This is a genomic window from Halomonas lysinitropha (assembly GCF_902500215.1).
Classification (GTDB): Bacteria; Pseudomonadota; Gammaproteobacteria; order Pseudomonadales; family Halomonadaceae; genus Halomonas; species Halomonas lysinitropha.
Genome location: NZ_CABVOU010000016.1, coordinates 1 through 25,337, shown reverse-complemented (window position 1 = coordinate 25,337; position 25,337 = coordinate 1). Strand labels below are relative to the sequence as shown.

The following is a 25,337-nucleotide window of genomic DNA, read 5'->3' as shown; positions in this document are numbered from 1 at the left end:
GTCAATGGTCACGCTCGATCATGTAGCGGGCCAGGTCGGTCAGGGGAGTGGCAGCCACGCCCAGCGGCGCCAGGGCCGCCAAGGCCGCTTCGACCAGCTCATCGGCCCGCCGGCGAGCACCCTCGAGCCCCAGCAGGCTCGGATAGGTGGGTTTGGCCCGGGCGGCATCCGCCCCTGAGGTCTTGCCCAGGGTAGCGGTATCACCGGTCACGTCGAGAACGTCGTCGTGGATCTGGAAGGCCAGGCCGATGGCATCGGCATAGGCATCCAGGGCCGCCAGCCGCGGGTCGGCCTCGTCGACGGCAACCAGGCCGCCGAGACGCACCGCAGCGCGAATCAGCGCACCGGTCTTGTGGCCGTGCATGGCCGCCAGCGCTGCTGCATCAGGATGCCCGCCGACGGCGGCGAGATCCAGCGCCTGGCCGGCCACCATGCCGTCGCGCCCGGCGGCAGCGGCCAGGCTGGCGACCAGCGCCGGCAGTCGGGGGTGGGCGGTCCGCGCCAGCACCTCGAAGGCCAACGCCTGAAGCGCGTCACCGGCGAGGATCGCGGTGGCCTCGTCATAGGCGCGATGCACCGTGGGCTGGCCGCGGCGCAGGTCATCATCATCCATGGCCGGCAGGTCGTCATGGACCAGCGAGTAGGCATGAACCAGTTCCAGCGCCATGGCCGGGGCATCCAGGTCGTCGTCCGCGGCGCCCAGGGCACGGCCGGCGGCATAGACCAGCACCGGCCTAAGCCGCTTGCCCCCCACCAGCAGGCCGTGACGCATGGCCGCTTCGAGACGCGGCGAAGGGGCCGAGCGCGACGTGAACAGCGCCTCGAGACCCGTATCGACCCGGGCACGATCCGCGACCAGGCGTCCTGCCAGGGGATCAGCGCTCACCATCATCCTCCGCAGAAGGGGCGTCGAAGGGTTGCAGATCAACCCCGCCGGCCTCGCCCTCGGTCAGGGTGCGGACTCTCAGCTCCGCTTCGTCGAGCCGACGCTGGGCGTCCCGGGTCAGGCGCACCCCCTGCTCGAAGGCGGCCAGCGACCCCTCCAGCGACAGCTCGCCGGATTCCAGCCGCTCGACAAGCTGCTCGAGCCGCTCGACGGTGGCGGCGAAGTCGGCCGGTGCCGGCTCCTCGCCGTTCCCTTGGCTGTGATGTTGCGCCATCGCCTTTCTCGCTGGTGGCTTGTACATGGGCGGACAGTATACACGCTCTCCCCGGGGGGTCGTCTGCCCCGACCCGGCCTCACCCAACTTGCATGCCATTCACTTCGGACGCCCAGCATTTTCATCCTCGCTCATGGCGGCTGTGGTAAGCTACCGGCCCTGTTTCGAGCCTGCCCTAGCCCCTCTGCGGCGGGCCCCAGGCTCTTCAGCATCTTCATGACACATGCAAGCGGCGCGCGCCGACGAAGGGGTTGAATCGATCATGGCCAAAACGTCCCTGGACAAGAGCAAGATCAAGATCCTGCTGCTCGAGGGCGTCCACCAGAGCGCGGTGGACAATCTACTCAATGCCGGTTACACCAATATCGAGCACCTGCCGACCTCGCTGGACGAGGCGACGCTGATCGAGAAGGTCCGTGACGTCCACTTCATCGGCATCCGCTCGCGGACCCAGCTCAACGAGCGCGTCTTCGACGCGGCCGAGAAGCTGGTCGCGGTGGGCTGCTTCTGTATCGGTACCAACCAGGTGGATCTCGATGCCGCCCTGGTGCGCGGCATCCCGGTCTTCAACGCCCCCTTCTCCAACACCCGCTCGGTCGCCGAACTGGTGCTGGCCGAGGCGATCATGCTGCTGCGCGGCATTCCGGAGAAAAGCGCCAGTGCCCATCAGGGGGGCTGGATGAAATCGGCGAAGAACGCCCATGAGGCGCGCGGCAAGACACTGGGCATCATCGGCTACGGCAGCATCGGCTCGCAGCTCTCGGTGCTCGCCGAGTCGCTGGGCTTCGATGTCATCTACTACGACGTGGTGACCAAGCTGGCGATGGGCAACGCTCGCCAGGTGGCCAGCCTCGAGGAGCTGCTGGCCCGCGCCGACGTGGTCAGCCTGCACGTGCCGGACCTGCCCTCCACCCGCTGGATGGTCGGTGAAGCCGAGATCGCCCTGATGAAGCCGGGCGCCATCCTGATCAACGCCTCCCGTGGCAGCGTGGTGGTGATCGAGGCCCTCGCCGAGGCGCTCAAGGCCAATCGCCTCCACGGCGCCGCCATCGACGTCTTCCCGGTAGAGCCCAAGGGCAACGACGAGGAGTTCGAGAGCCCGCTACGCGGCCTGGCCAACGTCATCCTCACCCCACACATCGGCGGATCCACTCTCGAGGCCCAGGAGAACATCGGCATCGAGGTTTCCGAGAAGCTGGTCACCTACTCCGACAACGGCACCACCGTCAGCTCGGTCAATTTCCCCGAAGTGGCCCTGCCGGCCCACCCGGGGAAGCACCGCCTGCTGCACATCCACGACAACGTGCCCGGGGTCCTTTCCGAGATCAACCGTGTGCTCTCCGAGAACGATATCAACATCCTCGGCCAGTACCTGCAGACCAACGAACGCATCGGCTACGTGGTCATCGACGTGGACAAGGCCTATGGATCACAGGCCCTGGAGGCCTTGCGCCAGGTGAAGCATACGCTGCGCGTGCGCGTACTCTACTCCGAGAGCAGCTACGCCGACTGAGCCCTTTTCCTTTCGACAGACCGGAGCCGCCGCGTCGATGACGCGGCGGCTCTTTTCATGGACGGAGACCCGCTCTTCCTGCCTGCTCCTGCCTTCAAGGTGAAGCGCATATCAACCCGCTCGCATGCGGCACGGCGCGAGCAGAGGCGCGTTGAGCTTCATGGCCTTGACAGATGACCAAAAGCCTTTCATTTTGTACACAATCCAGTCTAAAACTAGATAACAAAACAAGTATACATAAGATGTCGAAGATACCTGAACCAGGGCTCCGATCCGACACGAGACTTGGGTACCCCTTTGTCCATGCCTTTCTTCAAGACGACAGGGGGCGCTACCAGGAGATCCCCGGGAGGACAATATGACCCCGACTTCACAGACCCTATGGATCCGGGCCCCTCGCGCCTGCAGCGATGCACGTGCCGCCGGCGGCGTGGTGATCCGCGACTCGCGCATCGTCGAGGCCGTACCGGCCGGCGGCACCCCCGTGACGCCGATCGGGGAGACCTTCGACGCCTCCGCGCATGTGCTGCTGCCAGGGCTGGTGAACACCCACCATCACTTCTACCAGACCCTGACCCGGGCCTATTCACCGGCCTTGAACAAGGAACTCTTCCCCTGGTTGACGACCCTCTATGACGTCTGGGCCAACCTCACCGAGCGACAGCTGGCACTCGCCAGCGAACTCGCCATGGTCGAGTTGCTGATGTCCGGCTGCACCACCGTGGCCGACCACCACTACGTCTTCTCCGGCGCGCTGGAGAGCGCCATCGACGTCCAGGTGGAGACCGCCAACCGGCTGGGGGTACGCGCCGCCCTGACCCGGGGTTCGATGAGCGTGGGACGGGACGACGGCGGCCTGCCGCCCCAGTCGGTGGTGCAGGACGAGGCCACTATCCTCGACGAGAGCAGACGGCTCATCGACGCCCACCACCAGCGTGGCGACGGCGCCATGACCACCATTGCCCTGGCCCCCTGCTCACCCTTCTCGGTGAGCCGCGAGCTGATGCAGGAGAGCGCCCGCCTGGCCGAAGAGAAGGACGTGCGCCTGCATACCCACCTGGCCGAGACCGAGGACGAGACGGCCTACTGCCAGCGGCTCTTCGGCATGCGCCCCCTGGACTACCTGGAGGCCAGCGGATGGCTGGGGCCGCGCACCTGGCTGGCCCACGGCATCCATTTCACCGACCAGGAAGTCGCTCGCCTGGGGCAGGCCGGCACCGGCATCGCCCACTGCCCGTCGTCCAACATGGTGCTGGGCTCCGGCATGTGCCGCACCCTGGAGCTCGAGGCCGCCGGCTGCCCGGTAGGCCTGGCGGTGGACGGCTCGGCCTCCAACGATCACTCCAACCTGGCCGAGGAGATGCGCCAGGCCCTGCTGCTGGGCCGGCTGCGCTACGCGCCGAGCCGGGTGACCCACGACGACGTGATCCGCTGGGCCACCCAAGGCTCGGCGGCCTGCCTGGGGCGCACCGACATCGGCGGGCTGGCGCCCGGCCAGCAGGCCGACCTGGCGCTGTTCCGGCTGGACGAGGCCCGCTTCTCGGGTGCCGAGAACCCGGTCGCGGCCCTGCTACTGTGCGGGGCCCATCGCGCCGACCGGGTGATGGTCGCCGGGCGTTGGCGCATCGAGGAGGGCCGACCCCGAGACCTCGACCTCGACGCCCTGCTGGCCCGGCATGACCAGGCCGCCCGCGAGCTGCGCGGATCAGTCTGATTCCCTTCCCGCTTCCCTCTGTTCTCAACCACTTCCAACAACGACAACTGGAGACACCCCATGACCACCGAATCCAGCGACGCAACGACGGAGCCTCGGGTACGCAGCACCCAGGACGTGGACGCCATGCCACCCCTGGGACGCGCCATTCCCCTGGGGCTGCAGCACGTGTTGGCCATGTTCGTCGGCAACGTCACCGTGCCCATCATCATTGCCGGTGCCGCGGACCTCTCCGCCGAGCAGACCACCTTCATGATCCAGGCCGCCATGTTCGTGGCCGGGGTGGCCACCCTGGTGCAGTCCCTGGGGCTCGGTCCCATCGGGGCCCGCCTGCCCATCGTCATGGGTACCAGCTTCGGCTTCGTGCCGGTACTGATCCCCATCGCCGTGGGCATGGGGCTGCCGGCGGCCCTGGGCGCGGCGCTGTGCGGCGGGGTCGCCATGGCGCTGGTGGGGCTCTTCCTGCCCTGGTTCCGCTTCCTCTTCCCGCCGGTGGTCACCGGCACCTTCGTGATCATGCTCGGCACCCTGCTGATGCCGGTGGGCCTGGCCTATGTCGGCGGCGGCTTCGGCGCCGAGGACTTCGGGGCCTCGCATCACCTGCTGCTGGCGGGACTGGTGCTGCTCATCACCCTGGGCCTGCACCAGTTCGGCCGCGGCATCTGGTCGGAGGCGGCCCCGCTGATCGGCCTGCTGGCCGGCTACGCCGCGGCCACCGCCTTCGGCCTGGTGGATTTCTCCGCCATCGGTGGCGCCGACTGGATCTCGCTGCCCACGCCACTGGCCATCGGCCTGGAGTTTCACTGGGCCGCCGTGCTGCCCGTGGTGCTGCTGGCCGTGGTGACCTGCGCCGAGTCGATCGGTGATATCGCCGGCACCACCGCCGGCGGGCTGGATCGCGCGCCCACGCCGAAGGAACTCTCCGGCGGGGTGATGGCCGACGGCCTCGCCAGCGTCTTCGCCGCCATCTTCAACGCCTTCCCCCAGATCAGCTTCAGTCAGAACGTCGGCATGGTGGCGCTGACCGGGGTGGTCAGTCGCTTCGTGGTCGCCATCGGTGGCGGCTTCCTGGTCATCGCCGGCCTGCTGCCCAAGCTCGGTGCCATCGTCTCCAGCATTCCCAATGCGGTACTCGGCGGCGCGGTGGTGATCATGTTCGGCATGATCGCCAGCGCCGGTATCAAGATGCTCTCCCACATCAGCTTCAACAAGCGCAACATGGTGATCATCGGGGTCTCGCTATCGGCGGCCATCGGCCTCCCGGCGCAGGAGGGGCTCTACGCCAACCTCTCCGACAACCTCCAGGCGATCATCGAGTCGGGGCTGATTCCCGGCGCGCTGTGTGCCATCGTCCTCAATCTGATCCTGCCCAACGAGGAGCGCCCCTTCCGCAGCGACGTCTGAGGACACCTGTCCCGGCGAGGAAGGCCCCCGAGGTGCTATTCTGGGGGCCGTTCCCTTTCATCGGAGACCCCAGCATGCAGGATGATAGCCCCCTCGTTCGGCGCCACGATCGCGATGGCGTGACAACCCTGACGCTGAACCGGCCGACGCACTTCAACGCCCTCTCCGAGGAGATGCTCGATGCCCTGGGCGGCGAGCTCGACCGCGTGGCCGCCGATGAGGGCGTACGCTGCGTGGTGCTCGCCGCCGAGGGCCGCGCCTTCTGTGCCGGACACGACCTCAAGCAGATGCGCACCACGCCCGACGAGGCCTACTATCAATGGCTCTTCGCACGCTGCGGGGCCGTGATGCAGGCCATCGTCGCCCTGCCGGTACCGGTGATCGCCCGGGTGCAGGGTATCGCTACCGCGGCGGGCTGCCAGCTGGTGGCCAGCTGCGACCTGGCCGTGGCCGCCCGCTCGGCACGCTTTGCCGTCTCGGGTATCAATGCCGGGCTGTTCTGCTCCACCCCGGCGGTGGCACTCTCGCGCAATGTCGGCCGCAAGCGAGCCATGGAGATGTTGTTTACCGGTGAGTTCATCGACGCCGACCAGGCCCGCGACTGGGGGCTGGTCAACCGGGTTGCCGACGACGCGGCCCTCGACGAGGCCGTGTCTGAGCTGACCGCCAGTATCTGCGCCAAGAGTGCCGTCGCGGTGCGCACCGGCAAGGCAATGTTCCATCGCCAGCTGCAGATGCCTCTGGACCAGGCCTATACCTACGCCGGTGAGGTGATGGCACGGAACATGATGGCCGAGGATGCCGGCGAGGGGATCGACGCCTTCATCGAGAAACGCCCGCCCGAGTGGCGACACCGCTGAAGATGCGATGTCAGGGCTGGATGGAAGCCATTTCCGCAGCCGCGACAGCGCCGAGTCGACACGGTATCCTGTAGCCTCGAGATAACGCGGCAAGAGGACAATCCGGGTGAGCGACGGCAAGCGCAGGACAGCGGGACGACCCGCCGGGTCAGGCAAGAGTACCAGCGGCCACAGCCAATCGCTGGTGCGCGGACTCAATCTGCTCGAACGCCTCTCGGCCAGTCCCGGCGGCCTGGCACTGTCTGAAGTGGCCGAACAGGCGGACCTCGCGCCTTCCACTACCCATCGGCTGCTGCAGGCCCTGCAGAGCCAGGGGTTCGTGACCCAGGACAGCGAACTCGGCGTGTGGAAGATCGACGTCAAGACCTTCCGCATCGGCAGCAGCTTCATAGAGGCCCGCGACTTCGTCGGCACCAGCCGCCCCTTCCTGCGCCGCCTCACCGCCCAGACCGGCGAGACGGCCAACCTCGGCGTGCGCGACAACGGCACCGCGGTCTTCCTGGCCCAGAGCGAGTCGCCCCAGATGATGCGCATGATCACCCGGCTCGGCTCCCGGGCGCCGCTGCACGCCTCGGGCGTCGGCAAGGCACTGATGGCCTGGCTGCCGGACAGCGAGGTAGAGCGCATCCTCGACGAGCGGGGTCTGGCCCGCGTCACCGAGAACACCTTGCATACGCCCGAAGCGCTGCGTGAGGGGCTGGCCGAGATCCGCCACCAGGGCTTCGCCTGTGATCGGGAAGAGCACGCCATCGGCCTGCACTGCGTGGCCGCCTGCCTCCACGACGAGCACGGCATCCCGCTGGCCGCCATCTCGGTTTCCGGCCCCAAGGCCCGCATTCCCGAGGAGCGGCTGGCCGAACTGGGCGTACGCGTGCGCGACACCGCCGCCGAGATTACCGCGCAGCTGGGCGGGCGCGTCCCCACGGCCGGCGAACCGGTGGCCGAGGCATGAGGCGGGGCCCCCTCACCCTGCTGACGATGCTAATCGTCGCGCCGCTCGCCCTGGGAAACACTGCCGAACGCTTCCGTTTTCCCGCCGATGGCCTGGTCACGGACGAGGCTCAGTCTCTGATGTGGATGCGCTGCAGTATGGGACAGACCTTTCACGAGCAGGGCTGTCGCGGCGAAGCCGCAAGCGTAGGCCTCGACCAGGCCGACGCCTACGCCGCGGCCCAGGCCAGCGCCGACTGCCCCTGGCGGCTGCCACGCTTCTTCGAATTGCGCTCACTGATGCAGGAACCGGACGACACGGCCGTGGCCATCGACTCGACCGCCTTTCCCGACACGCCGCATGGCTGGTACTGGAACCAGGTGAGCGCCGGTGGCCACTCCCAGCAGGACTGCTTCGTCGACTTCACCGGCAACGGGCGCACGCGCTGCAACATGGCCGGCGACTTCCACGTGCGCCTGGTGATGGACCTTGACGCCTCGACGACCCCCGCCAGCTGCAGCACCCCCTGACCGCGCCATCACAGCCGCTCCCGATAGCGCCGAGCAGTCTGATAGGTTTTCTATGGTAAAATATCTCACTCAGTAACATTGACCCGCCATGGTTTAGACGCGCTTGGCGCGACGGCTGTTCGCAAACCTGGAAGAGGAAACCGGCTCGTACTCATGTCATCCGCCTCAGAGTGTGTCGCCACCCTTGTCGACAACTTCCAGAAGCGCCGGCCAATTCGTGCCGGCTCGCTGATCATCACCCTCTACGGCGATGCGATAGCGCCACGCGGCGGTACCGTCTGGCTGGGCAGCCTGTCAAAGCTACTGGAACCGATCGGCATCAACGAGCGACTCGTACGCACCTCGGTCTATCGACTGACGCGGGAAACCTGGCTGCAGGGCGAGAAGGTCGGCCGGCGCAGCTACTACAGCCTGAGCGGGCCCGGACGCCGCCGCTTCGAACAGGCCTTCAAGCGCGTCTACCACGGTTCTCAGGCGCCCTGGTCGGGCCAATGGACCCTGGTGCTGCTGAGCCAGCTAGACACGGCCCGCCGCCAGAAGGTGCGGTATGAACTGGAGTGGCTGGGCTTCGGTCACTTCGCCCCCGGCCTGCTCGCTCACTCAATGCTCAGCCGCGCCGAAGCCATTGCCGCCCTGCAGGAGATTGGAGACGCAGACGATGTGATCGTTCTGCAGACCGAGGCTCTGGAGCCACTGGCCAGCAAGCCCCTGCGCCTGCAGGTACAGGAAAGCTGGAACCTCGACGAACTGGCTGAACACTATCAGTGGTTTCTGACCCTGTTTCGCCCGCTGTGGAAGGCACTCAACGAGGAGAACCACCTCGGTGAGGAGGATTGCTTCATCGCCCGCACCCTGCTGATCCATGAATACCGGCGGGTACAGTTGCGTGACCCCCAACTGCCCGACGAGCTGCTGCCCACCGCCTGGGAGGGACGCAACGCCCACCAGCTGTGCCGCAACATCTATCGCACCATCTACCAGCGCGCCGAACGCTGGCTCGACCGTCACCTGGAAACCGCCGAAGGCCCGCTGCCGGCCCCCGGCCCCACTTTCTACCAGCGTTTCGGTGGGCTGGAGTAAGAGCGGTTTTCGTGCCAACGAGGTCGGCCCGGCAAGCGCCAACCCACGACCGATATCAGGCGGCTACCCTTGACCCCAGGGTTATCGCAGATGGAAGTAATGCTCGAGGCTGTTCCGGCGACAGTTCTGCGGGGAGGCGCTGTGAACCCCTCCCTGGGCGCTACCGACGCCCAGCTTCGCTCTCGCGTCCCGCTCCGCTTGCAGGACCGGTGCTGGCCATCCTTGGCCAGCCCGTTCGAAGCAGTGCTTCTCACCCCTGGCGTAGGACCTCCCCTTCGACCTGTCCCCGGCGCCTCTCGCTGCGGCTAACTGCAATTGCCCTGCCCTTGGCCCGTAACGCGAGCGTCCCCCGCCATGGCGGGGGACGGTGGGCTACGCTAGACCTCACTGAAGGCTCTCTTGGCTCATGAGGCCTGCCCCTTGTCGAGGGTCTGCTGTTTGGGCTGGGTATCTCCAGCATTCAGCCGCGGACGGTCGACGTCCAGTTCGGCCAGCGGCTCGCAGGGTTCCAGGCTATCCCGGCAACGCTCGGTCAGGCGCTGGTATTCACGCGTGCCCTGCTGCTTCCAGGCCACCTCCTGGTCGCTCAGCTCACGCTTGACCTTGGCCGGGGCCCCCATAATCAGCGACTGAGGGGGGCATTCGAAGCCGGTCTTGACGAAGGCCGCCGCGGCGACAATGGAGCGCGCGGCGATCACGGCGCCGTCCATCACCACGGCGTTCATGCCCACCATGGCATCCTGGCCCACCACACAGCCGTGAAGCACGGCGCCGTGGCCGATATGGCCATCCTTCTCCACCCGGGTGACGCACCCGGGGAAGCCGTGCATCACGCAGGTATCCTGGAGGTTGGCGCCCTCCTCCAGCACCAGCTGTCCGAAGTCGCCGCGCATCACCGCGGCGGGTCCCACATAGCAGCCCGGGCCGACGATGACGTCACCGATCAGCACCGCGGTGGGGTGCACATAGGCGGTGGGATGCACCACCGGCGTCACCCCCTCGAGTCGATAGCAGGGCATGGGTGTGCCTCCTTATTCCGGTTGGCCGTGACGGCGGCTCTGCACCACCACGAAACGGGGTGTCACGAAGGTCTGGTCGCTCAGCGAGGCGTTGGCCGCCGGATTGCCGCCGGTCGCATGGAAATCGCTGAAGGCGGCGGACTGGTTGACGAAGACGCCGCCGTCCAGGTTGAGCGAAAGCGGGACCGCCACCTCGATGGCCAGCGTCTCGAACCGCTCGGCGACCTCGTCATCGGTGGTATAGGCGCCCAGGGTGATGGCCCCCTTCTCGCCGATCACCTCGCGGGCCAGCTGGATGCTGTGGTCGGTGCTGTCGGTGGCGATCACGAAGCTGATCGGGCCGAAACGCTCCTCACCGTAGGCATCACGCTGGCTGGCGTCGACCTTGAGCAGCAGCGGCGTGTGAACGCGCGCCCCGGGGAACTGCGCATGCTCGCGGGGCTCGCTGTCCAGCAGGATCTCCCCGAGGCCTCGGCACTCGTCGATGCGCGCCGCGGTCGCCGGCGACTGGAGGGCGCCCAGCACGGCACAGGCGCGGTCGTTGTCGGAGAGGAACGTCTCGACGGCCCTGGCCAGGGCAGCGGCCACCTCGTCGAAGGAGAGCGGCCCTTCGGCGGTCTCGATACCCCCTTTCGGCACATAGATGGCCTGGGTGGTGGTGCACATCTGGCCGGAGTAGAGACTCAGGGTAAACGCCAGGTTCTGGGCCACCGCCTTGAGATTGTCGACGCTGTCGATGATCACGCTGTTGATGCCGGCCTTCTCGGCAAAGACACGGGCCTGGCGAGCGTTGTCGATCAGCCAGTCCCCGAAGGCGCTGGAGCCGGTGAAGTCGATGAGCTTGACCGCCGGATCAAGCGCCAGCTGCTTGGCCACCGGCGCCTCGGCGCTGTCCGGTACCAGGCTGACCAGACAGGGATCGAAACCGGCCTCCTCCAGCACCTCCTGGGCGACGCGAGCGGTCATGGCCAGGGGCAGGATGGCCCCCGGGTGCGGCTTGAGGATCACCGGGTTGCCGGTGGCCAGGCTGGCCAACAGGCCCGGGTAGGTGTTCCAGGTGGGGAAGGTGGAGCAGGACACTACCAGGGATATACCACGCGGCACGATATGGTAGCGCTTGTCGAGCACCAGCGGATCATGCTTGCCCTGGGGCTTGACCCACTTGGCCGTCGCGGGCACCCGCGACATCGCCTGCCAGGCATAGGCGACGGCCTCGAGGCCGCGATCCTGGGCGTGGGGGCCGCCGGCCTGGAAGGCCATCATCGGCGCCTGGCCGCTGGTATGCATCACCGCCTGAGCCAGGTCCGGACTCATGGCGTTGAGCCGGGCCAGAACCTCCAGGCAGACCCCGACCCGCGCTTCGGCGCCGGCATCTCGCCACGCCGGCATGGCGGCCTGCATCGCCTTGATCAGACCGGCCTGCTCGGGCTGGTCGTAGGTCACGCCCAGTTCAAATCCATAGGGGGAAACTTCGGCGCCGACCTGGCCGGCGACCGCCGGTGCCTTGACCAATGAAAAGGGCTGCTTGAGCAGCGCCTCGAAGCGCTGCGGGGCGCCCTTGACGGCCTCTTCCGGATACTTCTTGAGGTTTTCCGGGTAGGGGCTCCAGAAACCGCGGGTGGTGATGGCCTCGACGGCCTGGTCGAGGGTCTCGCGATGACGATCGAGCATCTGCTGGGCTTGCTGAGACATGCATGGCTCCTGTAATGAGCGGCCGTATTCGATACGGGATAACGCGAAAGACTATTCATAGCGTAACAAAACATCAAACCGCTTCCTCGGCCCCCTCGCCATGCACGGCCGAGCCACCGACATAAAGAGTCAATATATCAATATATTAGACTTATTTACGCGCCACAGCCGGCAACCTTTCGACCATGGTCTAATCCGCCCGTGACGACGGGCGTCACAGCGCAACAAATGATTGAAACGAAACAAGGAAAAGCGGCCTGGGCACGAAATACGATACATTACATCACGAACACCAAGGTTGATGCGTATCAAAAAAAACCTATACTCGTCCTTCAAACCCGCCCGTGGCAGGCCGCCGGCTATTGCCGCGCCATCGCCGTGCCGAAGACGAGGACGCCATGCCGAATCACCTGATCGTCGAGGAGCCCCAACGGGGGGTGCTGCGCATCACCCTGCATCGCCCGGAAGCGCTGAACGCCCTCAATACTGCCCTGCTGGCAGAACTGGCCGAGACCCTGACCGCCGCCGAGGACGATAGCGAGGTGCGTGCCGTGGTGATCACCGGCAGCCAGCGCGCCTTCGCCGCCGGGGCCGACATCAAGGAGATGGCCGCTCGGGACCTGGTGGGCATGCTGGAGGATCCCCGCCAGCGCCACTGGGCCAGCATCGCGCGTTTTGGCAAGCCGCTCATCGCCGCCGTCAACGGCTTCTGCCTGGGCGGTGGCTGCGAGCTGGCCATGCACGCCGACATCCTCATCGCCGGCGAGGATGCCAGGTTCGGCCAACCCGAGATCAATCTCGGCATCATGCCCGGCGCCGGTGGCACCCAGCGCCTACTGCGCGCCGTGGGCAAGTCACTGGCGACCCAGATGGTCCTCACCGGCGAGCCGATCAACGCCCGCCGCGCCCTGGAGGCCGGCCTGGTCAGCGAGATCACCCAGCCCGAGCTGACCGTGGAACGTGCCACGGCAGTGGCCGAGTCCATCGCCGCCAAGGCCCCGCTCGCCGTGCGCCTGGCCCGCGAGGCCCTGCACAAGGCCCAGGAGACCGACCTGGCCACCGGCCTGCGCTTCGAGCGCCATGCCTTCACCCTGCTGGCCGGTACCGACGATCGCGAGGAAGGCATCCGCGCCTTTCAGGAAAAACGCCCCGCCACCTTCAAAGGGCACTGACACAGGACATTGACCATGAGTGAAGCGCCCCTGCTCTATGCCGTGGAAGACGGCGTCGCCCGCATCACGCTGAACCGGCCCGACAGCCTCAACAGCTTCAATCCCGAGATGCATGCCGAGATGCGCCAGGCGCTCAAGTCGGTTCGTCAGGACGAGAGCGTGCGCGCGCTGTTGCTGACCGGCAACGGTCGCGGCTTCTGCGCCGGCCAGGATCTCTCCGACCGTAACGTGGCCCCCGGCGCCGAAGCCCCGGACCTCGGCGAATCTCTGGAGAAGCGCTACAACCCCATGCTGCGCACCATAAAGGGACTGCCGATCCCCGTCGTCTGTGCGGTCAACGGGGTCGCCGCCGGCGCCGGGGCCAACATTGCCATGGCCTGCGACATCGTGCTGGCGGCCCGCTCGGCCAGCTTCATTCAGGCCTTCTGCAAGATCGGGCTGATTCCCGACTCCGGCGGCACCTGGACACTGCCCCACCTGGTCGGCATGGCTCGCGCCAAGGGCCTGGCCATGCTGGGCGACAAGCTCAGCGCCCAACAGGCCGAGCAGTGGGGCATGATCTGGAAGGTGGTGGACGACGAGACCCTGCAGGACGAGGCCCTCGACCTGGCGCGCCATCTGGCCAACCAGCCGACACGCGGCCTGGCACTGATCAAGCGAGCCCTGCATGCCAGCACCGACAACAGCTTCGACGCCCAGCTCGACCTGGAGCGCGACCTGCAACGCCTCGCCGGCCGCACCGCCGACTACCGCGAAGGCGTCAGCGCCTTCATGGAAAAGCGCCAGCCAAGCTTCAAGGGGGAGTGACATGCCAGCCCTCGCAACCAGTGAGATCATCGCCGTGATCGGCGCCGGCGCCATGGGCGCCGGCATCGCCCAGGTGGCGGCCCAGGCCGGCCATCCGGTACGCCTCTATGACAATCGCGACGGCGCGGCCCGGGCCGGCATCGACGGCGTCCGCCGCCAGCTCGAGAAGCGCGTGGCCCGGGGCAAGATGGCCCAGGATGAGGGGGAGGCCATCGTCGCGCGCATGACGCCGGTAGACGGCCTCGCCGACCTGGCCGACAGCCGCCTGGTGGTGGAGGCCATCGTCGAGAACCTCGAGGTCAAGCGCCAGGTGTTCGCCGAGCTCGAATCCCTGTGCGGGGCGGATACCCTGCTGACCAGCAACACCTCCTCGCTGTCGATCACCTCCATCGCCGCCAACCTCGAGCGCCCCGAGCGCATGGCGGGCATGCACTTCTTCAACCCCGCGCCGGTGATGAAGCTGGTCGAGGTGATCTCGGGACTGGCCACCGACGCCGACGTTGCCGAGACTCTCTATGCCACCGCCGAGGCCTGGGGCAAGGTGCCGGTCCATGCCAGCTCCACCCCCGGCTTTATCGTCAACCGGGTAGCACGCCCCTTCTATGCCGAAGGGCTGCGTCTGCTCCAGGAGGGCGCCGCCGTGCCCGCCACCCTGGACGCCCTGCTGCGCCAGGCCGGCGGCTTCCGCATGGGCCCCTTCGAGCTGATGGACCTGATCGGTCACGACGTCAACTATGCCGTGACCCGCTCGGTATTCGATGCCTACTTCGGCGACACCCGCTTCGAGCCTTCACTGGTGCAGCAGGCACTGGTCGAGGCCGGCCGCCTGGGTCGCAAGAGTGGTCTGGGCTTCTACGACTACAGCGAGAATGCCGAGGGCGACGCCCCCGTCTTCGCCTCCCTCGTGAAGGCCGAGCTGCCACCGCTGGTCGCCGAGGGTCAGCTCGAGACCGTCGCCCCGCTGGTAGCACGCGCCGAGCAATCCGGCCTCGAGGTCGTGCGTCGCGGGAGCGTCTCCGGTCAAACGCGCCTGCGCCTCGGCAGCCTGACCCTGGCCCTGAGCGACGGGCGCTGCGCCACCGAGCGTGCCGTGGATGAGGGCCTCGAGGCCCTGGTGCTGTTCGATCTCTGCCTCGACTACGGCGAGGCCAGCGCCATCGCCCTGGCCGCCAGCCCCGGCGTCGACGCCGCGAGCCGCGACCTGGCGACGGCACTCTTCCAGCGCCTGGGCCTGGACGTGGCCTGGCTCACCGATACCCCCGGGCTGGTGGTACTGCGCACCGTGGCCATGCTGGCCAACGAGGCCGCCGACGCCGTGCTGCAGGGCGTTTGCAGCGCCCGCGACGGCGACCTTGCCATGCAGGCCGGCCTCAACTATCCCCGCGGCCCGCTGGCCTGGGCCGACGACCTGGGACTCGACTTCGTGCACCGCACCCTGACCCACCTGCAGCAGAGCTATGGCGAGGAGCGCTATCGCGCCTCCTTCCTGCTGCGCCGCATGGCCCTGGCCGAGGAGTCCTTCACATGAGCGACAGCGAACTGAGTCCCCAGCAGCTGGCCGAGGCCTGTGCCGAGGCAATGTTTTCCCGCGACGGCGCCAGCCAGGGGCTGGGTATGCGCATCGAGAGCGTAGCGCCGGGCCGTGCGGTGCTTTCCATGACGGTGCGCGAGGAGATGGTGCAGGGGCACGGCAATTGCCACGGGGGCTTCCTCTTCACCCTGGCCGACTCCGCCTTCGCCTTCGCCTGCAATACCTATGACGAAGCCACCGTGGCTTCGGGCTGCAGCATCGACTACCTGGGCCCGGGCCAGCTGGGCGACGTGCTCACCGCCACCGCCGAGGAGCGCAGCCGCCGCGGTCGCACCGGCATCTACGACATCACCGTGCGCAACCAGCACGGTAATGAGGTCGCCCTGTTTCGCGGCCGCTCCTACAAGATCCGCGGCACCGTACGCCGCCTGGAAGAGACTGCCGCCGGAGAGACGCCATGAAAGACGCTTTGATCATCGATGCCATCCGCACTCCCGTTGGCCGCTATGGCGGCGCCCTCGCTCCGGTGCGCGCCGACGATCTCGGTGCCGTTCCCATGCGTGCACTGATCGAGCGCAACCCTTCGGTGGACTGGGCCCGGATCGACGACCTCTTCTACGGCTGCGCCAACCAGGCCGGTGAGGACAACCGCAACGTGGCCCGCATGTCGGCGCTGCTGGCCGGCCTGCCGGTCGAGGTCCCGGGCACCACGCTCAACCGCCTGTGCGGCTCCGGCATGGACGCCATCGGCAACGCCGCCCGCGCCATCAAGGCCGGCGAGGGAAATCTGATGATCGCCGGTGGGGTGGAGTCCATGTCCCGCGCGCCCTTCGTGATGGGCAAGGCCGAGCAGGCCTTCTCGCGCAGCGCGGAGATTCACGACACCACCATCGGCTGGCGCTTCGTCAACCGCCAGATGAAGGCGCAGTTCGGCATCGACTCCATGCCGGAGACTGCCGAGAACGTGGCCGCACAGTTCGGGATTTCCCGCCAGGATCAGGACGCCTTCGCTCTGCGCAGCCAGCAGCGCACCGCCGCCGCCATGGAAGCCGGCCGACTGGCGGAGGAGATCGTTCCCGTCGAGGTGCCGCGACGCAAGCAGGAGCCGCTGGTGGTCGACACCGATGAGCATCCTCGCGCCTCTACCACCCTGGAGCAGCTGGCCAAGCTGCCGACGCCCTTCCGCGAAGGTGGTAGCGTGACCGCCGGCAACGCCTCTGGCGTCAATGACGGCGCCTGCGCCCTGCTGCTGGCCTCTCCCGAGCAGGCCGAGCAGTTCGGCCTCAAGGCACGCGCCCGGGTGGTGGGCATGGCCACCGCCGGTGTCGAGCCGCGCATCATGGGCTTCGGCCCGGCCCCGGCGACCCGCAAGGTGCTGGCGCAAACCGGCCTGACTCTCGAGCAGATGGACGTGATCGAGCTCAATGAGGCCTTCGCCGCCCAGGCACTGGCCGTCACTCGTGACCTCGGCCTACCCGATGACGCCGAGCACCTCAATCCCAACGGCGGAGCCATCGCCCTGGGCCACCCGCTCGGCATGAGTGGTGCCCGCCTGGTGACTACCGCCCTGCATGAACTGGAACGCCGGCAGGGACGCTACGCGCTATGCACCATGTGCATCGGCGTGGGTCAGGGGATCGCCCTGATCATCGAGCGACTCTAAGAGCGCACACGACAACAATCCCTGCGACCGGAGACCCCCATGAACCAGCGCGTAAAACCCCTCGACACCTCCCGACTCGACCCCCTGGAAACCGCCAGTCTCGATGAACTGCGTGCCGCTCAGCTCAAGCGCCTGCAGTGGAGCTTGAAGCACGCCTACGACAACGTGCCCCACTACCGGCACTCCTTCGATCAAGCCGGCGTGCACCCCGAGGACATCAAGAGCCTCGAGGAGCTCGGCAAGCTGCCCTTCACCACCAAGGCTGACCTGCGGGACCACTATCCCTTTGGCATGTTCGCCACGCCGATGAGCGAGGTTGTGCGGGTGCACGCCTCCAGCGGCACCACCGGCCAGCCTACCGTGGTCGGCTACACCCAGAACGATATCGACATCTGGGCGGATGTGGTGGCCCGCTCCATCCGCGCCGCCGGCGGCAGCCGTAACGACAAGGTACACGTGGCCTATGGCTACGGCCTGTTTACCGGGGGCCTGGGCGCCCACTACGGCGCCGAACGCCTGGGTTGCGCAGTCATCCCCATGTCCGGCGGCCAGACCGAGAAGCAGGTGCAGCTCATCCGTGACTTCCAGCCGGACATCATCATGGTCACCCCCTCCTATATGCTCAACATCGCCGATGAGATGGAGCGCCAGGGCATCGATCCCCGGGAACTGCCGCTGCGTACCGGCATCTTCGGTGCCGAGCCCTGGACCAACGACATGCGCCGCTCCCTGGAGCAGCGCCTGGGCATCGACGCCCTCGACATCTACGGCCTCTCCGAGGTGATGGGCCCCGGCGTCGGCATGGAGAGCCTGGAGACCAAGGACGGACCGACCATCTGGGAGGATCACTTCTATCCCGAGATCATCGATCCGGTGAGCGGCGAGGTGCTGCCGGACGGCGAGTACGGCGAACTGGTATTCACCACCCTCACCAAGGAAGCGCTGCCGGTGATCCGCTACCGTACCCGCGACCTCACCCGCCTGCTGCCCGGCACCGCGCGCCCCATGCGCCGTATCGACAAGATCACCGGGCGCAGCGACGACATGCTGATTATCCGCGGCGTCAACGTCTTCCCGACCCAGATCGAGGAGCGATTGCTCAAGATCGAGCAGCTCTCGCCCCACTATGAGATCGAGGTCACGCGACAGGGCAATATGGACATGGTGCTCGTGCGTGTCGAAGCGTGCAGCAACGATGTTGCGCGCGACCCGGTGGCCTGCGAACAACTGGGCCGTGAGCTCCAGCATGCCATCAAGACCTATGTGGGAATCAGCACCCAGGTGGACGTCTGCGGCGTGGAGGAGGTCATGCGCTCCGTGGGCAAGGCCAAACGGGTGAAAGATTTGCGCTGACCGACAGCCACCCAAGCTGAAAAGTCCTTTTAGACAGGCGGTTAATCAAACAACATGAATGGCGATACAGAATTAAATTGATAAGCTGTATTTTTGTGTCGCTTAAAGAATCGGTCTGCTATGCTGAGGAACACAGCACAAGCAGTACAGGCTCAACCAATGGCTGGAGAGCATAACGATGTCTTCTGAAAAGAATATTTCTCTTCAAGAACAGCAGTTCATGGACAAGATCAAGGCGGAAGAGAAGATCGAGCCCAAGGACTGGATGCCCGAAAAATATCGCAAGAACCTGATTCGCCAGATTTCTCAGCATGCACACTCGGAAGTCATTGGCATGCAACCGGAAGGCAACTTCCTGACGCGCGCACCTTCCTTGCGCCGCAAGGCGATCCTGTTATCGAAGATCCAGGACGAGGCTGGCCACGGGCTTTACCTCTACAGTGCCGCGGAAACCCTGGGGATTACCCGTGAAGAGATGATCGAGGCGCTGCAGAGTGGCCAGGCCAAGTACGCTTCAATCTTCAACTATCCTGCTCTGACCTGGGCCGACATGGGGGCGATTGGCTGGCTCGTTGATGGTGCAGCAATCGTCAACCAGGTATCCCTGCAGCGTACCTCCTATGGCCCCTACTCGCGTGGCATGATTCGCATCTGCAAGGAAGAGAGTTTCCACCAGCGTCAGGGGTACGACATCATGCTGACACTGGTCAACGGCAGCGCAGAACAGAAGGCAATGGCCCAGGATTCCCTGAACCGCTTCTACTGGCCAGCGCTGATGATGTTCGGTCCTCACGACTCCGAATCCGCACACTCCGCGAAATCCATGGAGTGGAAGATCAAGCGCGAGACGAATGATGATCTGCGCCAGAAGTTCATCGACCAGACTGCATCACAGATCGAATTTCTGGGGCTCGAACATCCGGACAAGGATCTCAAGTGGAACGAGGAGCGCGGCCACTATGATAGCGGAGAGATCGACTGGGAAGAGTTCCATAGCGTGATTGCCGGTAACGGTCACTGCAATCGTCAGCGCCTGGAACACCACATCAAGGCCCATGAGGAAGGCGCCTGGGTGCGTGAAGCACTGGCTGCCTATAACGCCAAGAAGCAGGCCAATAAAGCCAAAGCCGCCTGAGGAGTAAGAGTCATGAAAGACAACGCCCTTGAACTCTTTGAGGTCTTTATTCGCTCCAAGCGCGGCCTCGATCATAAGCATGTAGGCAGCCTGCATTCCGAGGACCACGCCCAGGCGCTGGAGTATGCACGAGATGTCTATACCCGACGCAGCGAAGGTGTGAGTATCTGGGTTGTCAAGTCGGCCGATATCTGTGCCTCCCAGGAAGATGATGCGGAAGATTTCTTCGATCCCAACGATGACAAACCCTATCGGCACGCGACTTATTACGATCTTCCCGATGCCGTCAACAACATGTAGCTGCTCAGGAGACTACGTAATGAGCGACACCATCAAGGACGCCACCCTCGAGTATGTGATTCGCTTGGGTGATGATGCCAACGTCCTGGGTCACCGAATCTCCGAATGGGTGAGTCGTGGTCCTTTCCTGGAAGAAGATATCGCCTATGCCAACGTGGCACTGGACTACATTGGCCGTGCCCGGATGTTTTATGGCTATGCGTCCGAGTTAGCCAACGATGGACGCACGGAGGACGATTTCGCCTATATGCGCGACGACCGTCAGTACCATAACCTGCTGCTGATGGAGATGCCGAAGGAAGATTTTGCCTACTCTCAGGTTCGCCAGCTGTTCATCGATGTCTATTACAGCTTGATGCTACCGGAACTCGCCGAGTCCAAGGACGATACCCTGGCGGCCATCGCCGCCAAGGCGATCAAGGAAACACGGTACCACCTGCGCCGCAGCCGTGACTGGGTGCTGCGGCTGGGCGACGGCACCGAAGAAAGTCATCGTCGTACGCAACGCGCGGTGGACAGCCTGTGGGGTTATACCCACGAAATGTTCGAGATGGATGATACCGAGCAACTATTAGCTGACAGCGGCATTGGCGTCGATATCACCAGGCTGCGTGACGAGTGGCATCGCCGAGTGAGCGAGATTCTCAAGGAGGCGACCCTGAACGTGCCCGAGGATGGCTGGGCGGTTCGCGGCGGACGCATCGGCTACCACACCGAGAACCTGGGTCACCTGCTGACAGAAATGCAATTTGTTCACCGCTCCTATCCTGGCTGCCAGTGGTAACCGGATCTAATTGGTAATTGATTATGAGCGAAATCTCACTGATGCCGGAGGAACAGTACCTTCGGCAACAACAGCGAGCCACTTCTGAGGTCAAGGAGCTCTGGGATCTGCTCGATGAGGTCAAGGACCCCGAAATACCAGCGCTGAGCATCTGGGATCTAGGGATCTTGCGCGACATCGAGCGTCATGGTGAACGTATTATCGTCACTATCACGCCGACCTATTCCGGTTGCCCGGCGATGGATACCATTACCGAGGATATCAAGTCTGCACTTGACGCCAAGGGTTATGAAAATCTTGAAGTGAAATTGCAGCTATCACCGGCGTGGAGTTCCGAATGGATGTCACCTGAAGGGCGTCGTAAGTTACGCAACTACGGTGTCGCCCCACCGGAGGATGCCGATGCCTCCGAGGATGGCTTGACGCCCGACGCTCATGCGCTTTGCCCCCACTGCGGTTCGCGTGAAACACGAATGCTCAGCGAATTCGGCTCCACCGCCTGCAAGGCACTATTCCAGTGTCAAGCATGCAAGGAGACCTTCGACTATTTCAAGAAGATATAGGCTAAGTGATGTCTGACACGAACTTCTATACGTTGCGAATCGCCGACGTCCAGCCAGAGACGGATACTGCCATCCGCGTGACCCTTGATGTCCCGGAGACGCTGAGGGAAACATTCGATTTTATACAGGGTCAGTTCCTGACACTGCGAACCAGGATAGACGGTGAGGAAGTACGCCGCTCCTACTCCATCTGTTCCGGCGTCAATGACGGTCACATGCGCGTAGGGATCAAGCGCGTCAAGAATGGACTGTTCTCCAACTACGCCAATGACAACTTCAAGCGTGGCATGGAAATCGACGTCATGCCGCCGCAAGGGAATTTCTATACCCGGCTCGACCCCGAGAATGCCAAGAGCTATATGTGCATTGCAGCAGGCTCGGGTATCACGCCGACGCTATCCATCATCAAGTCGGTACTCGCTGTCGAGCCTGAGAGCAAGGTGACGTTGATTTACGGAAATCGCCGCACCAACTCCGTAATGTTCAAGGATGAATTGAGCTTCGTCAAGAACCGCTATATGGATCGCTTCCAGTGGATCAACATCATGAACTACGAAGATCAGGGGGCGGATCTTCTCAACGGCATAATCGATAACAAGAAAGGCTACCAGCTGCAAAAAAGCGGCCTGATCGATATCAAGAATACCGACGAGGCCTTTATCTGCGGCCCCGAAGCCATGATGGCCGAGGTCTCACATGGCTTCCGCCTCGAAGGCCTGAGCAACGACCAGATTCATTATGAACTTTTCGCAAACTCCGCGGCAGATTCGGAAAAGATGCTCGCCAAGGCGCAGCAGCGTATCGAAGAGTACGGCGAGGAGAAGAGCAGCAAGGTCACCGTGGTCGCGGATGGCCGTTCGGTGATGTTCGATCTGGCGACGGTCGGCGAGAACATCCTCGACGCGGGAATCGCCAACGGCATGGACCTTCCCTACTCCTGCAAGGCCGGTGTTTGTTCCACCTGCAAGTGCAAGCTGGTAGTGGGTGAGGTAGATATGGACGTGACCCATGGACTCGAGAAACACGAAATCGAAGCGGGCTATGTGCTGAGCTGCCAGGCTCACCCCCTTACCGATGAAGTGACCCTCGATTTCGATCAGCGCTGAAGATCAGCCGAATCCACAAGAGTCCCCATATAAGACCCTTGTAACCCATCATCCACACGAAAAATGCGCGCCGCTTTGGGTGACCTGATCACGCCTGTGGCTAGAACGATGGTGTGGGTCGGTCAGGCATCGGCGGCCTTCCGGTCGCCCCCTCACCCGCTGGCCACCTGAACTGCTGGATAGTACCTCGGTTTAGTCCAGGCTGACGTCACGCTTGCCGTTCAACATGTGTCATCGGGTCGATGGATAGCCTGCCCGATCAGCTCGAATTTTTCCTGGGAGAACCCCTTAATGTCAGTCCTTCAGAGTTATATTGCCGGCCAGTGGTTGGGTGAAACCCCAGCCAGGGCCCTGCCAAGCGCCATCAACGGCAACACTATTGCCCATACCCACGGGGAAACCATCGACTTTGCGCAAGCCGTCGGATTCGGTCGCAACACCGGTGTGAAGCGCCTCCTGGCACTGGATTTCCAGCAGCGCGCGGCCATCCTCAAGGAACTGGCGATTTACATTCAGGAGCGCAAGGAAGCGCTCTACGCCATTTCCCATCATACCGGCTGCACACGGTCGGATTCCGCGATCGACATCGATGGCGGCTTCGGCACCCTATTCACCTTTGCCTCCACCGGCCGCAAGGAACTCCCCTCCGGCAATGTGGCCCATGAGGGCCCTGTGGCCCAGCTGGGCAAGAACAACCACTTCAACGGCACGCATATCCTGGTGCCCCGCCGTGGTGTGTGTGTTCACATCAATGCCTTCAACTTTCCCATCTGGGGCATGTTGGAGAAATTCGCACCCGCCTTCCTGGCAGGCATGCCCTGCATCGTTAAGCCGGCCACGGCCACCAGCTACGTGACAGAAGCCGCGGTTCGAGTCATCAACGACTCCGGCCTGCTGCCCGAAGGCGCGCTGCAGCTGGTCATCGGTGGCACCGGCGATCTGCTGGACCGACTGGAAGAGCAGGATTTCGTCACCTTTACCGGTTCCGCCGACACCGCAAGGAAGCTGAAAGGCCATCCCAACATCATGGCCCGCAGCATTCCCTTCAACGCCGAAGCGGACTCCCTCAACAGCGCCATCCTGGCCCCGGATGTCAGCCCCGAAGACGCGGAGTTCGGAATCTTCGCCAAGGAAGTGGTCAAGGAAATGACGGCCAAGGCGGGCCAGAAATGTACCGCGATCCGCCGGGTCCTGGTCCCGGCCGAGCACCTGGACGCCCTGGCGGATATCCTCAAGGGGCGGCTGTCCAGAATCGTCGCGGGTGATCCGAAAGAGGAAGGGGTGCGCATGGGTGCCCTCTCGTCCAGCGATCAACTCAGGGACGTCAACGATGCCATCGAGCGACTGCTGGAGACCAGCGAATGCGTCTTCGGCAAGGATGGCAGCTTCAAGCCAGTGGGCCAGGGCGTCGAGAACGGCGCCTTCATCGCCCCGCACTTGTTGATTAACCACGACCCGCTCAATGACGGCGGTGCCCACGACCTCGAGGCCTTCGGCCCGGTGGCCACCCTGATGCCTTACAACGGCATCGAGGAGGCACTCACCATCGCCGCCAAGGGCAAGGGCAGCCTGGTGACCACCCTGACCACCAAGGACCCTGCCATCGCCGCCGAGATGATCCCGGTACTGGCTGCACAACACGGCCGCTTGCAGATCCTCGACGCAGAGGCCTCGAAGGAATCCACCGGCCACGGCTCGCCACTACCCATGCTCAAACACGGCGGCCCGGGCCGCGCCGGTGGCGGTGAAGAGCTCGGCGGCATCCTTGCCGTCCATCACTATCTGCAGCGCACCGCCATCCAGGGCTCCCCCACCATGCTGGCCGCGGTTACCCGCGAATACGTTCGTGGCGCCAAGGTGATCGAGGACGACGTCCACCCTTTCCGTCGCCATTTCGACGACCTGCAGATCGGCGAGTCCCTGCTGACCCACCGCCGCACCGTCACCGAAGCCGATATCGTCAACTTCGGCTGCCTCTCCGGCGACCACTTCTACATGCACTTCGATGAAATCGCCGCCAAAGAAACCCAGTTCGGCCAGCGCATCGCCCACGGCTACTTCGTTCTGTCCGCTGCTGCCGGCCTGTTCGTCTACCCGGGCGAGGGCCCCGTCCTGGCCAACTACGGCCTGGACACCCTGCGCTTCATTACCCCGGTGGCTCCGGGCGACACCATCCGCGCCCGCCTGACGTGCAAGCGCAAGATCGACCAGGGACGCGCCTCTCCCGAAGGTCATCCACAGGGCGTGGTGGTATGGGACGTGGCGGTGACCAACCAGGAAGACGAGCTGGTGGCCAGCTATGACATCCTGACGCTGGTGGCGAAGCGACAGTAAGTCCTCGGCATGGCGGCTCTTGCCGACTAGCCCTCCTCGACGCCGTGGCCCATGAAGGCCTCGGCGTTGGGGCAGAAACTCCGACACGCCTCGGCATCCACGTAGTCACGCATCGCCCGCCAGCATTGGCCGACTACCTCGCAGCGGTTGCAGGCGGATTCCAGTACCGCCAGTTCCTCTTCCGCAATGGCGGCCGGGTTCACCTCGAAGGTCTTCATCATCGCCGGCATCAACGCCTCGGCGGCCTGGAAGTCGGGCACTCGACGGTCGTCCAGGGTCCGCGCCACGGCCCGCTCCAGGGGTAGACTCAGAGGCTGCTCCAGGTCGCGGGCCAGCGCTTCCAGGGTCTCCGGGGCATGGCGACGAAGCTCGCGAACCACGCGCTCCCCCTGAATGTAATCAGCTAACCTTTCCATCTTTCACGTTCCTCATCGGGTATCATCTATTGCTCATCCTCAGAGTAGCGCAACGGAAAACGCCCTGATTTGACAAGGGTCAAATCAGGGCAAATTTAGACACACAAAAAAACGTATTATGGATTTTTTTGTATCATATATCCTGAATGGATCGGCGCCTCACCCCGCCTCAGTAAAGCAGCTGCGGCAGGAAGAGCACGACCCCCGGGAAGACCAGCACCAGCAGGGCGCGCAGCGTGCCCGCCACCCAGAAGGGGGTCACCCCGCGGA

At 64.7% G+C, this 25,337-nt stretch carries 24 protein-coding genes; 19 read left to right on the top strand and 5 right to left on the bottom strand.

Annotation, left to right across the window (positions count from 1 at the left end):
* Position 1 precedes the first annotated feature (1 nt).
* Together HALO32_RS02075 and HALO32_RS02070 are read right to left on the bottom strand one after the other, a co-directional pair.
* Positions 2-889 carry a polyprenyl synthetase family protein gene (locus HALO32_RS02075; protein WP_151442134.1) on the bottom strand — a complete coding sequence of 296 codons (888 nt, stop codon included), beginning with the start codon at positions 887-889 and terminating at the stop codon, positions 2-4.
* Positions 876-1,160 carry an exodeoxyribonuclease VII small subunit gene (locus HALO32_RS02070; protein ID WP_151442133.1) on the bottom strand — a complete coding sequence of 95 codons (285 nt, stop codon included), beginning with the start codon at positions 1,158-1,160 and terminating at the stop codon, positions 876-878. The genes HALO32_RS02075 and HALO32_RS02070 overlap by 14 nt, the downstream gene beginning before the upstream one ends.
* A 262-nt stretch (positions 1,161-1,422) precedes the next feature.
* On the opposite strand from HALO32_RS02070, the gene serA reads away from it, so the two are divergent.
* From serA to paaX, 7 genes are all read left to right on the top strand, one after another.
* Positions 1,423-2,673 (top strand): phosphoglycerate dehydrogenase, encoded by a 1,251-nt coding sequence (gene serA / locus HALO32_RS02065; protein WP_151442132.1) that lies wholly within the window; start codon positions 1,423-1,425, stop codon positions 2,671-2,673.
* Positions 2,674-3,031: 358 nt separating this feature from the next.
* Complete coding sequence (locus HALO32_RS02060; protein WP_151442131.1) at positions 3,032-4,387, top strand: 8-oxoguanine deaminase; 1,356 nt, start codon at positions 3,032-3,034, stop codon at positions 4,385-4,387.
* Between the two features lie 60 nt (positions 4,388-4,447).
* A complete protein-coding gene (locus tag HALO32_RS02055) occupies positions 4,448-5,791 on the top strand; it encodes a uracil-xanthine permease family protein (RefSeq protein WP_151442130.1) in 1,344 nt (447 codons plus the stop codon).
* A 74-nt stretch (positions 5,792-5,865) separates the two neighbouring features.
* Entirely contained in the window at positions 5,866-6,651 is a 786-nt protein-coding gene (locus HALO32_RS02050) for an enoyl-CoA hydratase (RefSeq protein WP_151442129.1), read from the top strand.
* 106 nt (positions 6,652-6,757) lie between these two features.
* Entirely contained in the window at positions 6,758-7,603 is an 846-nt protein-coding gene (gene bhcR / locus HALO32_RS02045) for an HTH-type transcriptional regulator BhcR (protein ID WP_151442128.1), read from the top strand.
* The gene (locus HALO32_RS02040) at positions 7,600-8,112 is read left to right on the top strand and encodes an Lcl C-terminal domain-containing protein (protein ID WP_151442127.1); all 513 of its coding nucleotides are present in this window, start codon (positions 7,600-7,602) and stop codon (positions 8,110-8,112) included. The genes bhcR and HALO32_RS02040 overlap by 4 nt, the downstream gene beginning before the upstream one ends.
* Before the next feature lie 153 nt (positions 8,113-8,265).
* Positions 8,266-9,192: a phenylacetic acid degradation operon negative regulatory protein PaaX gene (gene paaX, locus HALO32_RS02035; protein ID WP_151442126.1), complete on the top strand. Its 927-nt coding sequence runs from the start codon at positions 8,266-8,268 to the stop codon at positions 9,190-9,192.
* 404 nt (positions 9,193-9,596) lie between these two features.
* Here the strand turns inward: paaX and paaY are convergent, their stop codons facing one another.
* Positions 9,597-10,211, bottom strand: coding sequence for a phenylacetic acid degradation protein PaaY (gene paaY, locus HALO32_RS02030; protein ID WP_151442125.1), 615 nt, complete (start codon positions 10,209-10,211; stop codon positions 9,597-9,599).
* Between the two features lie 12 nt (positions 10,212-10,223).
* Complete coding sequence (gene paaN / locus HALO32_RS02025; protein WP_151442124.1) at positions 10,224-11,903, bottom strand: phenylacetic acid degradation protein PaaN; 1,680 nt, start codon at positions 11,901-11,903, stop codon at positions 10,224-10,226.
* A gap of 398 nt (positions 11,904-12,301) precedes the next feature.
* Here paaN and paaF point away from each other — a divergent pair, with 398 nt between their 5' ends.
* The 12 genes from paaF to paaZ all read left to right on the top strand — a co-directional run bounded on the left by paaF (position 12,302) and on the right by paaZ (position 24,651).
* Positions 12,302-13,075 (top strand): 2,3-dehydroadipyl-CoA hydratase PaaF, encoded by a 774-nt coding sequence (gene paaF, locus HALO32_RS02020; RefSeq protein WP_151442123.1) that lies wholly within the window; start codon positions 12,302-12,304, stop codon positions 13,073-13,075.
* Between the two features lie 15 nt (positions 13,076-13,090).
* Entirely contained in the window at positions 13,091-13,882 is a 792-nt protein-coding gene (paaG, locus tag HALO32_RS02015) for a 2-(1,2-epoxy-1,2-dihydrophenyl)acetyl-CoA isomerase PaaG (RefSeq protein ID WP_151442122.1), read from the top strand.
* A gap of 1 nt (position 13,883) precedes the next feature.
* Positions 13,884-15,410: a 3-hydroxyacyl-CoA dehydrogenase PaaH gene (gene paaH, locus HALO32_RS02010; protein ID WP_151442121.1), complete on the top strand. Its 1,527-nt coding sequence runs from the start codon at positions 13,884-13,886 to the stop codon at positions 15,408-15,410.
* The gene (gene paaI / locus HALO32_RS02005; RefSeq protein WP_151442120.1) at positions 15,407-15,874 is read left to right on the top strand and encodes a hydroxyphenylacetyl-CoA thioesterase PaaI; all 468 of its coding nucleotides are present in this window, start codon (positions 15,407-15,409) and stop codon (positions 15,872-15,874) included. Before paaH ends, paaI begins: the two co-directional genes overlap by 4 nt.
* A complete protein-coding gene (gene pcaF / locus HALO32_RS02000) occupies positions 15,871-17,076 on the top strand; it encodes a 3-oxoadipyl-CoA thiolase (protein WP_151442119.1) in 1,206 nt (401 codons plus the stop codon). Before paaI ends, pcaF begins: the two co-directional genes overlap by 4 nt.
* Before the next feature lie 39 nt (positions 17,077-17,115).
* Positions 17,116-18,429: a phenylacetate--CoA ligase PaaK gene (paaK, locus tag HALO32_RS01995; protein WP_151442118.1), complete on the top strand. Its 1,314-nt coding sequence runs from the start codon at positions 17,116-17,118 to the stop codon at positions 18,427-18,429.
* 178 nt (positions 18,430-18,607) lie between these two features.
* Complete coding sequence (gene paaA, locus HALO32_RS01990) at positions 18,608-19,564, top strand: 1,2-phenylacetyl-CoA epoxidase subunit PaaA (protein ID WP_151442117.1); 957 nt, start codon at positions 18,608-18,610, stop codon at positions 19,562-19,564.
* A gap of 12 nt (positions 19,565-19,576) precedes the next feature.
* Positions 19,577-19,864 (top strand): 1,2-phenylacetyl-CoA epoxidase subunit PaaB, encoded by a 288-nt coding sequence (gene paaB / locus HALO32_RS01985; protein ID WP_151442116.1) that lies wholly within the window; start codon positions 19,577-19,579, stop codon positions 19,862-19,864.
* 19 nt (positions 19,865-19,883) lie between these two features.
* On the top strand, positions 19,884-20,648 hold the full coding sequence (gene paaC, locus HALO32_RS01980; RefSeq protein WP_151442115.1) for a 1,2-phenylacetyl-CoA epoxidase subunit PaaC: 765 nt from the start codon (positions 19,884-19,886) through the stop codon (positions 20,646-20,648).
* A gap of 23 nt (positions 20,649-20,671) precedes the next feature.
* Positions 20,672-21,211, top strand: a complete 540-nt coding sequence (gene paaD, locus HALO32_RS01975; protein WP_151442114.1) for a 1,2-phenylacetyl-CoA epoxidase subunit PaaD — start codon at positions 20,672-20,674, stop codon at positions 21,209-21,211.
* Between the two features lie 8 nt (positions 21,212-21,219).
* The gene (paaE, locus tag HALO32_RS01970; RefSeq protein ID WP_151442113.1) at positions 21,220-22,317 is read left to right on the top strand and encodes a 1,2-phenylacetyl-CoA epoxidase subunit PaaE; all 1,098 of its coding nucleotides are present in this window, start codon (positions 21,220-21,222) and stop codon (positions 22,315-22,317) included.
* Between the two features lie 291 nt (positions 22,318-22,608).
* Positions 22,609-24,651 (top strand): phenylacetic acid degradation bifunctional protein PaaZ, encoded by a 2,043-nt coding sequence (gene paaZ / locus HALO32_RS01965; protein WP_151442112.1) that lies wholly within the window; start codon positions 22,609-22,611, stop codon positions 24,649-24,651.
* A gap of 26 nt (positions 24,652-24,677) precedes the next feature.
* Here the strand turns inward: paaZ and HALO32_RS01960 are convergent, their stop codons facing one another.
* Positions 24,678-25,067, bottom strand: a complete 390-nt coding sequence (locus HALO32_RS01960; RefSeq protein WP_151442111.1) for a hypothetical protein — start codon at positions 25,065-25,067, stop codon at positions 24,678-24,680.
* Positions 25,068-25,337 lie beyond the last annotated feature (270 nt).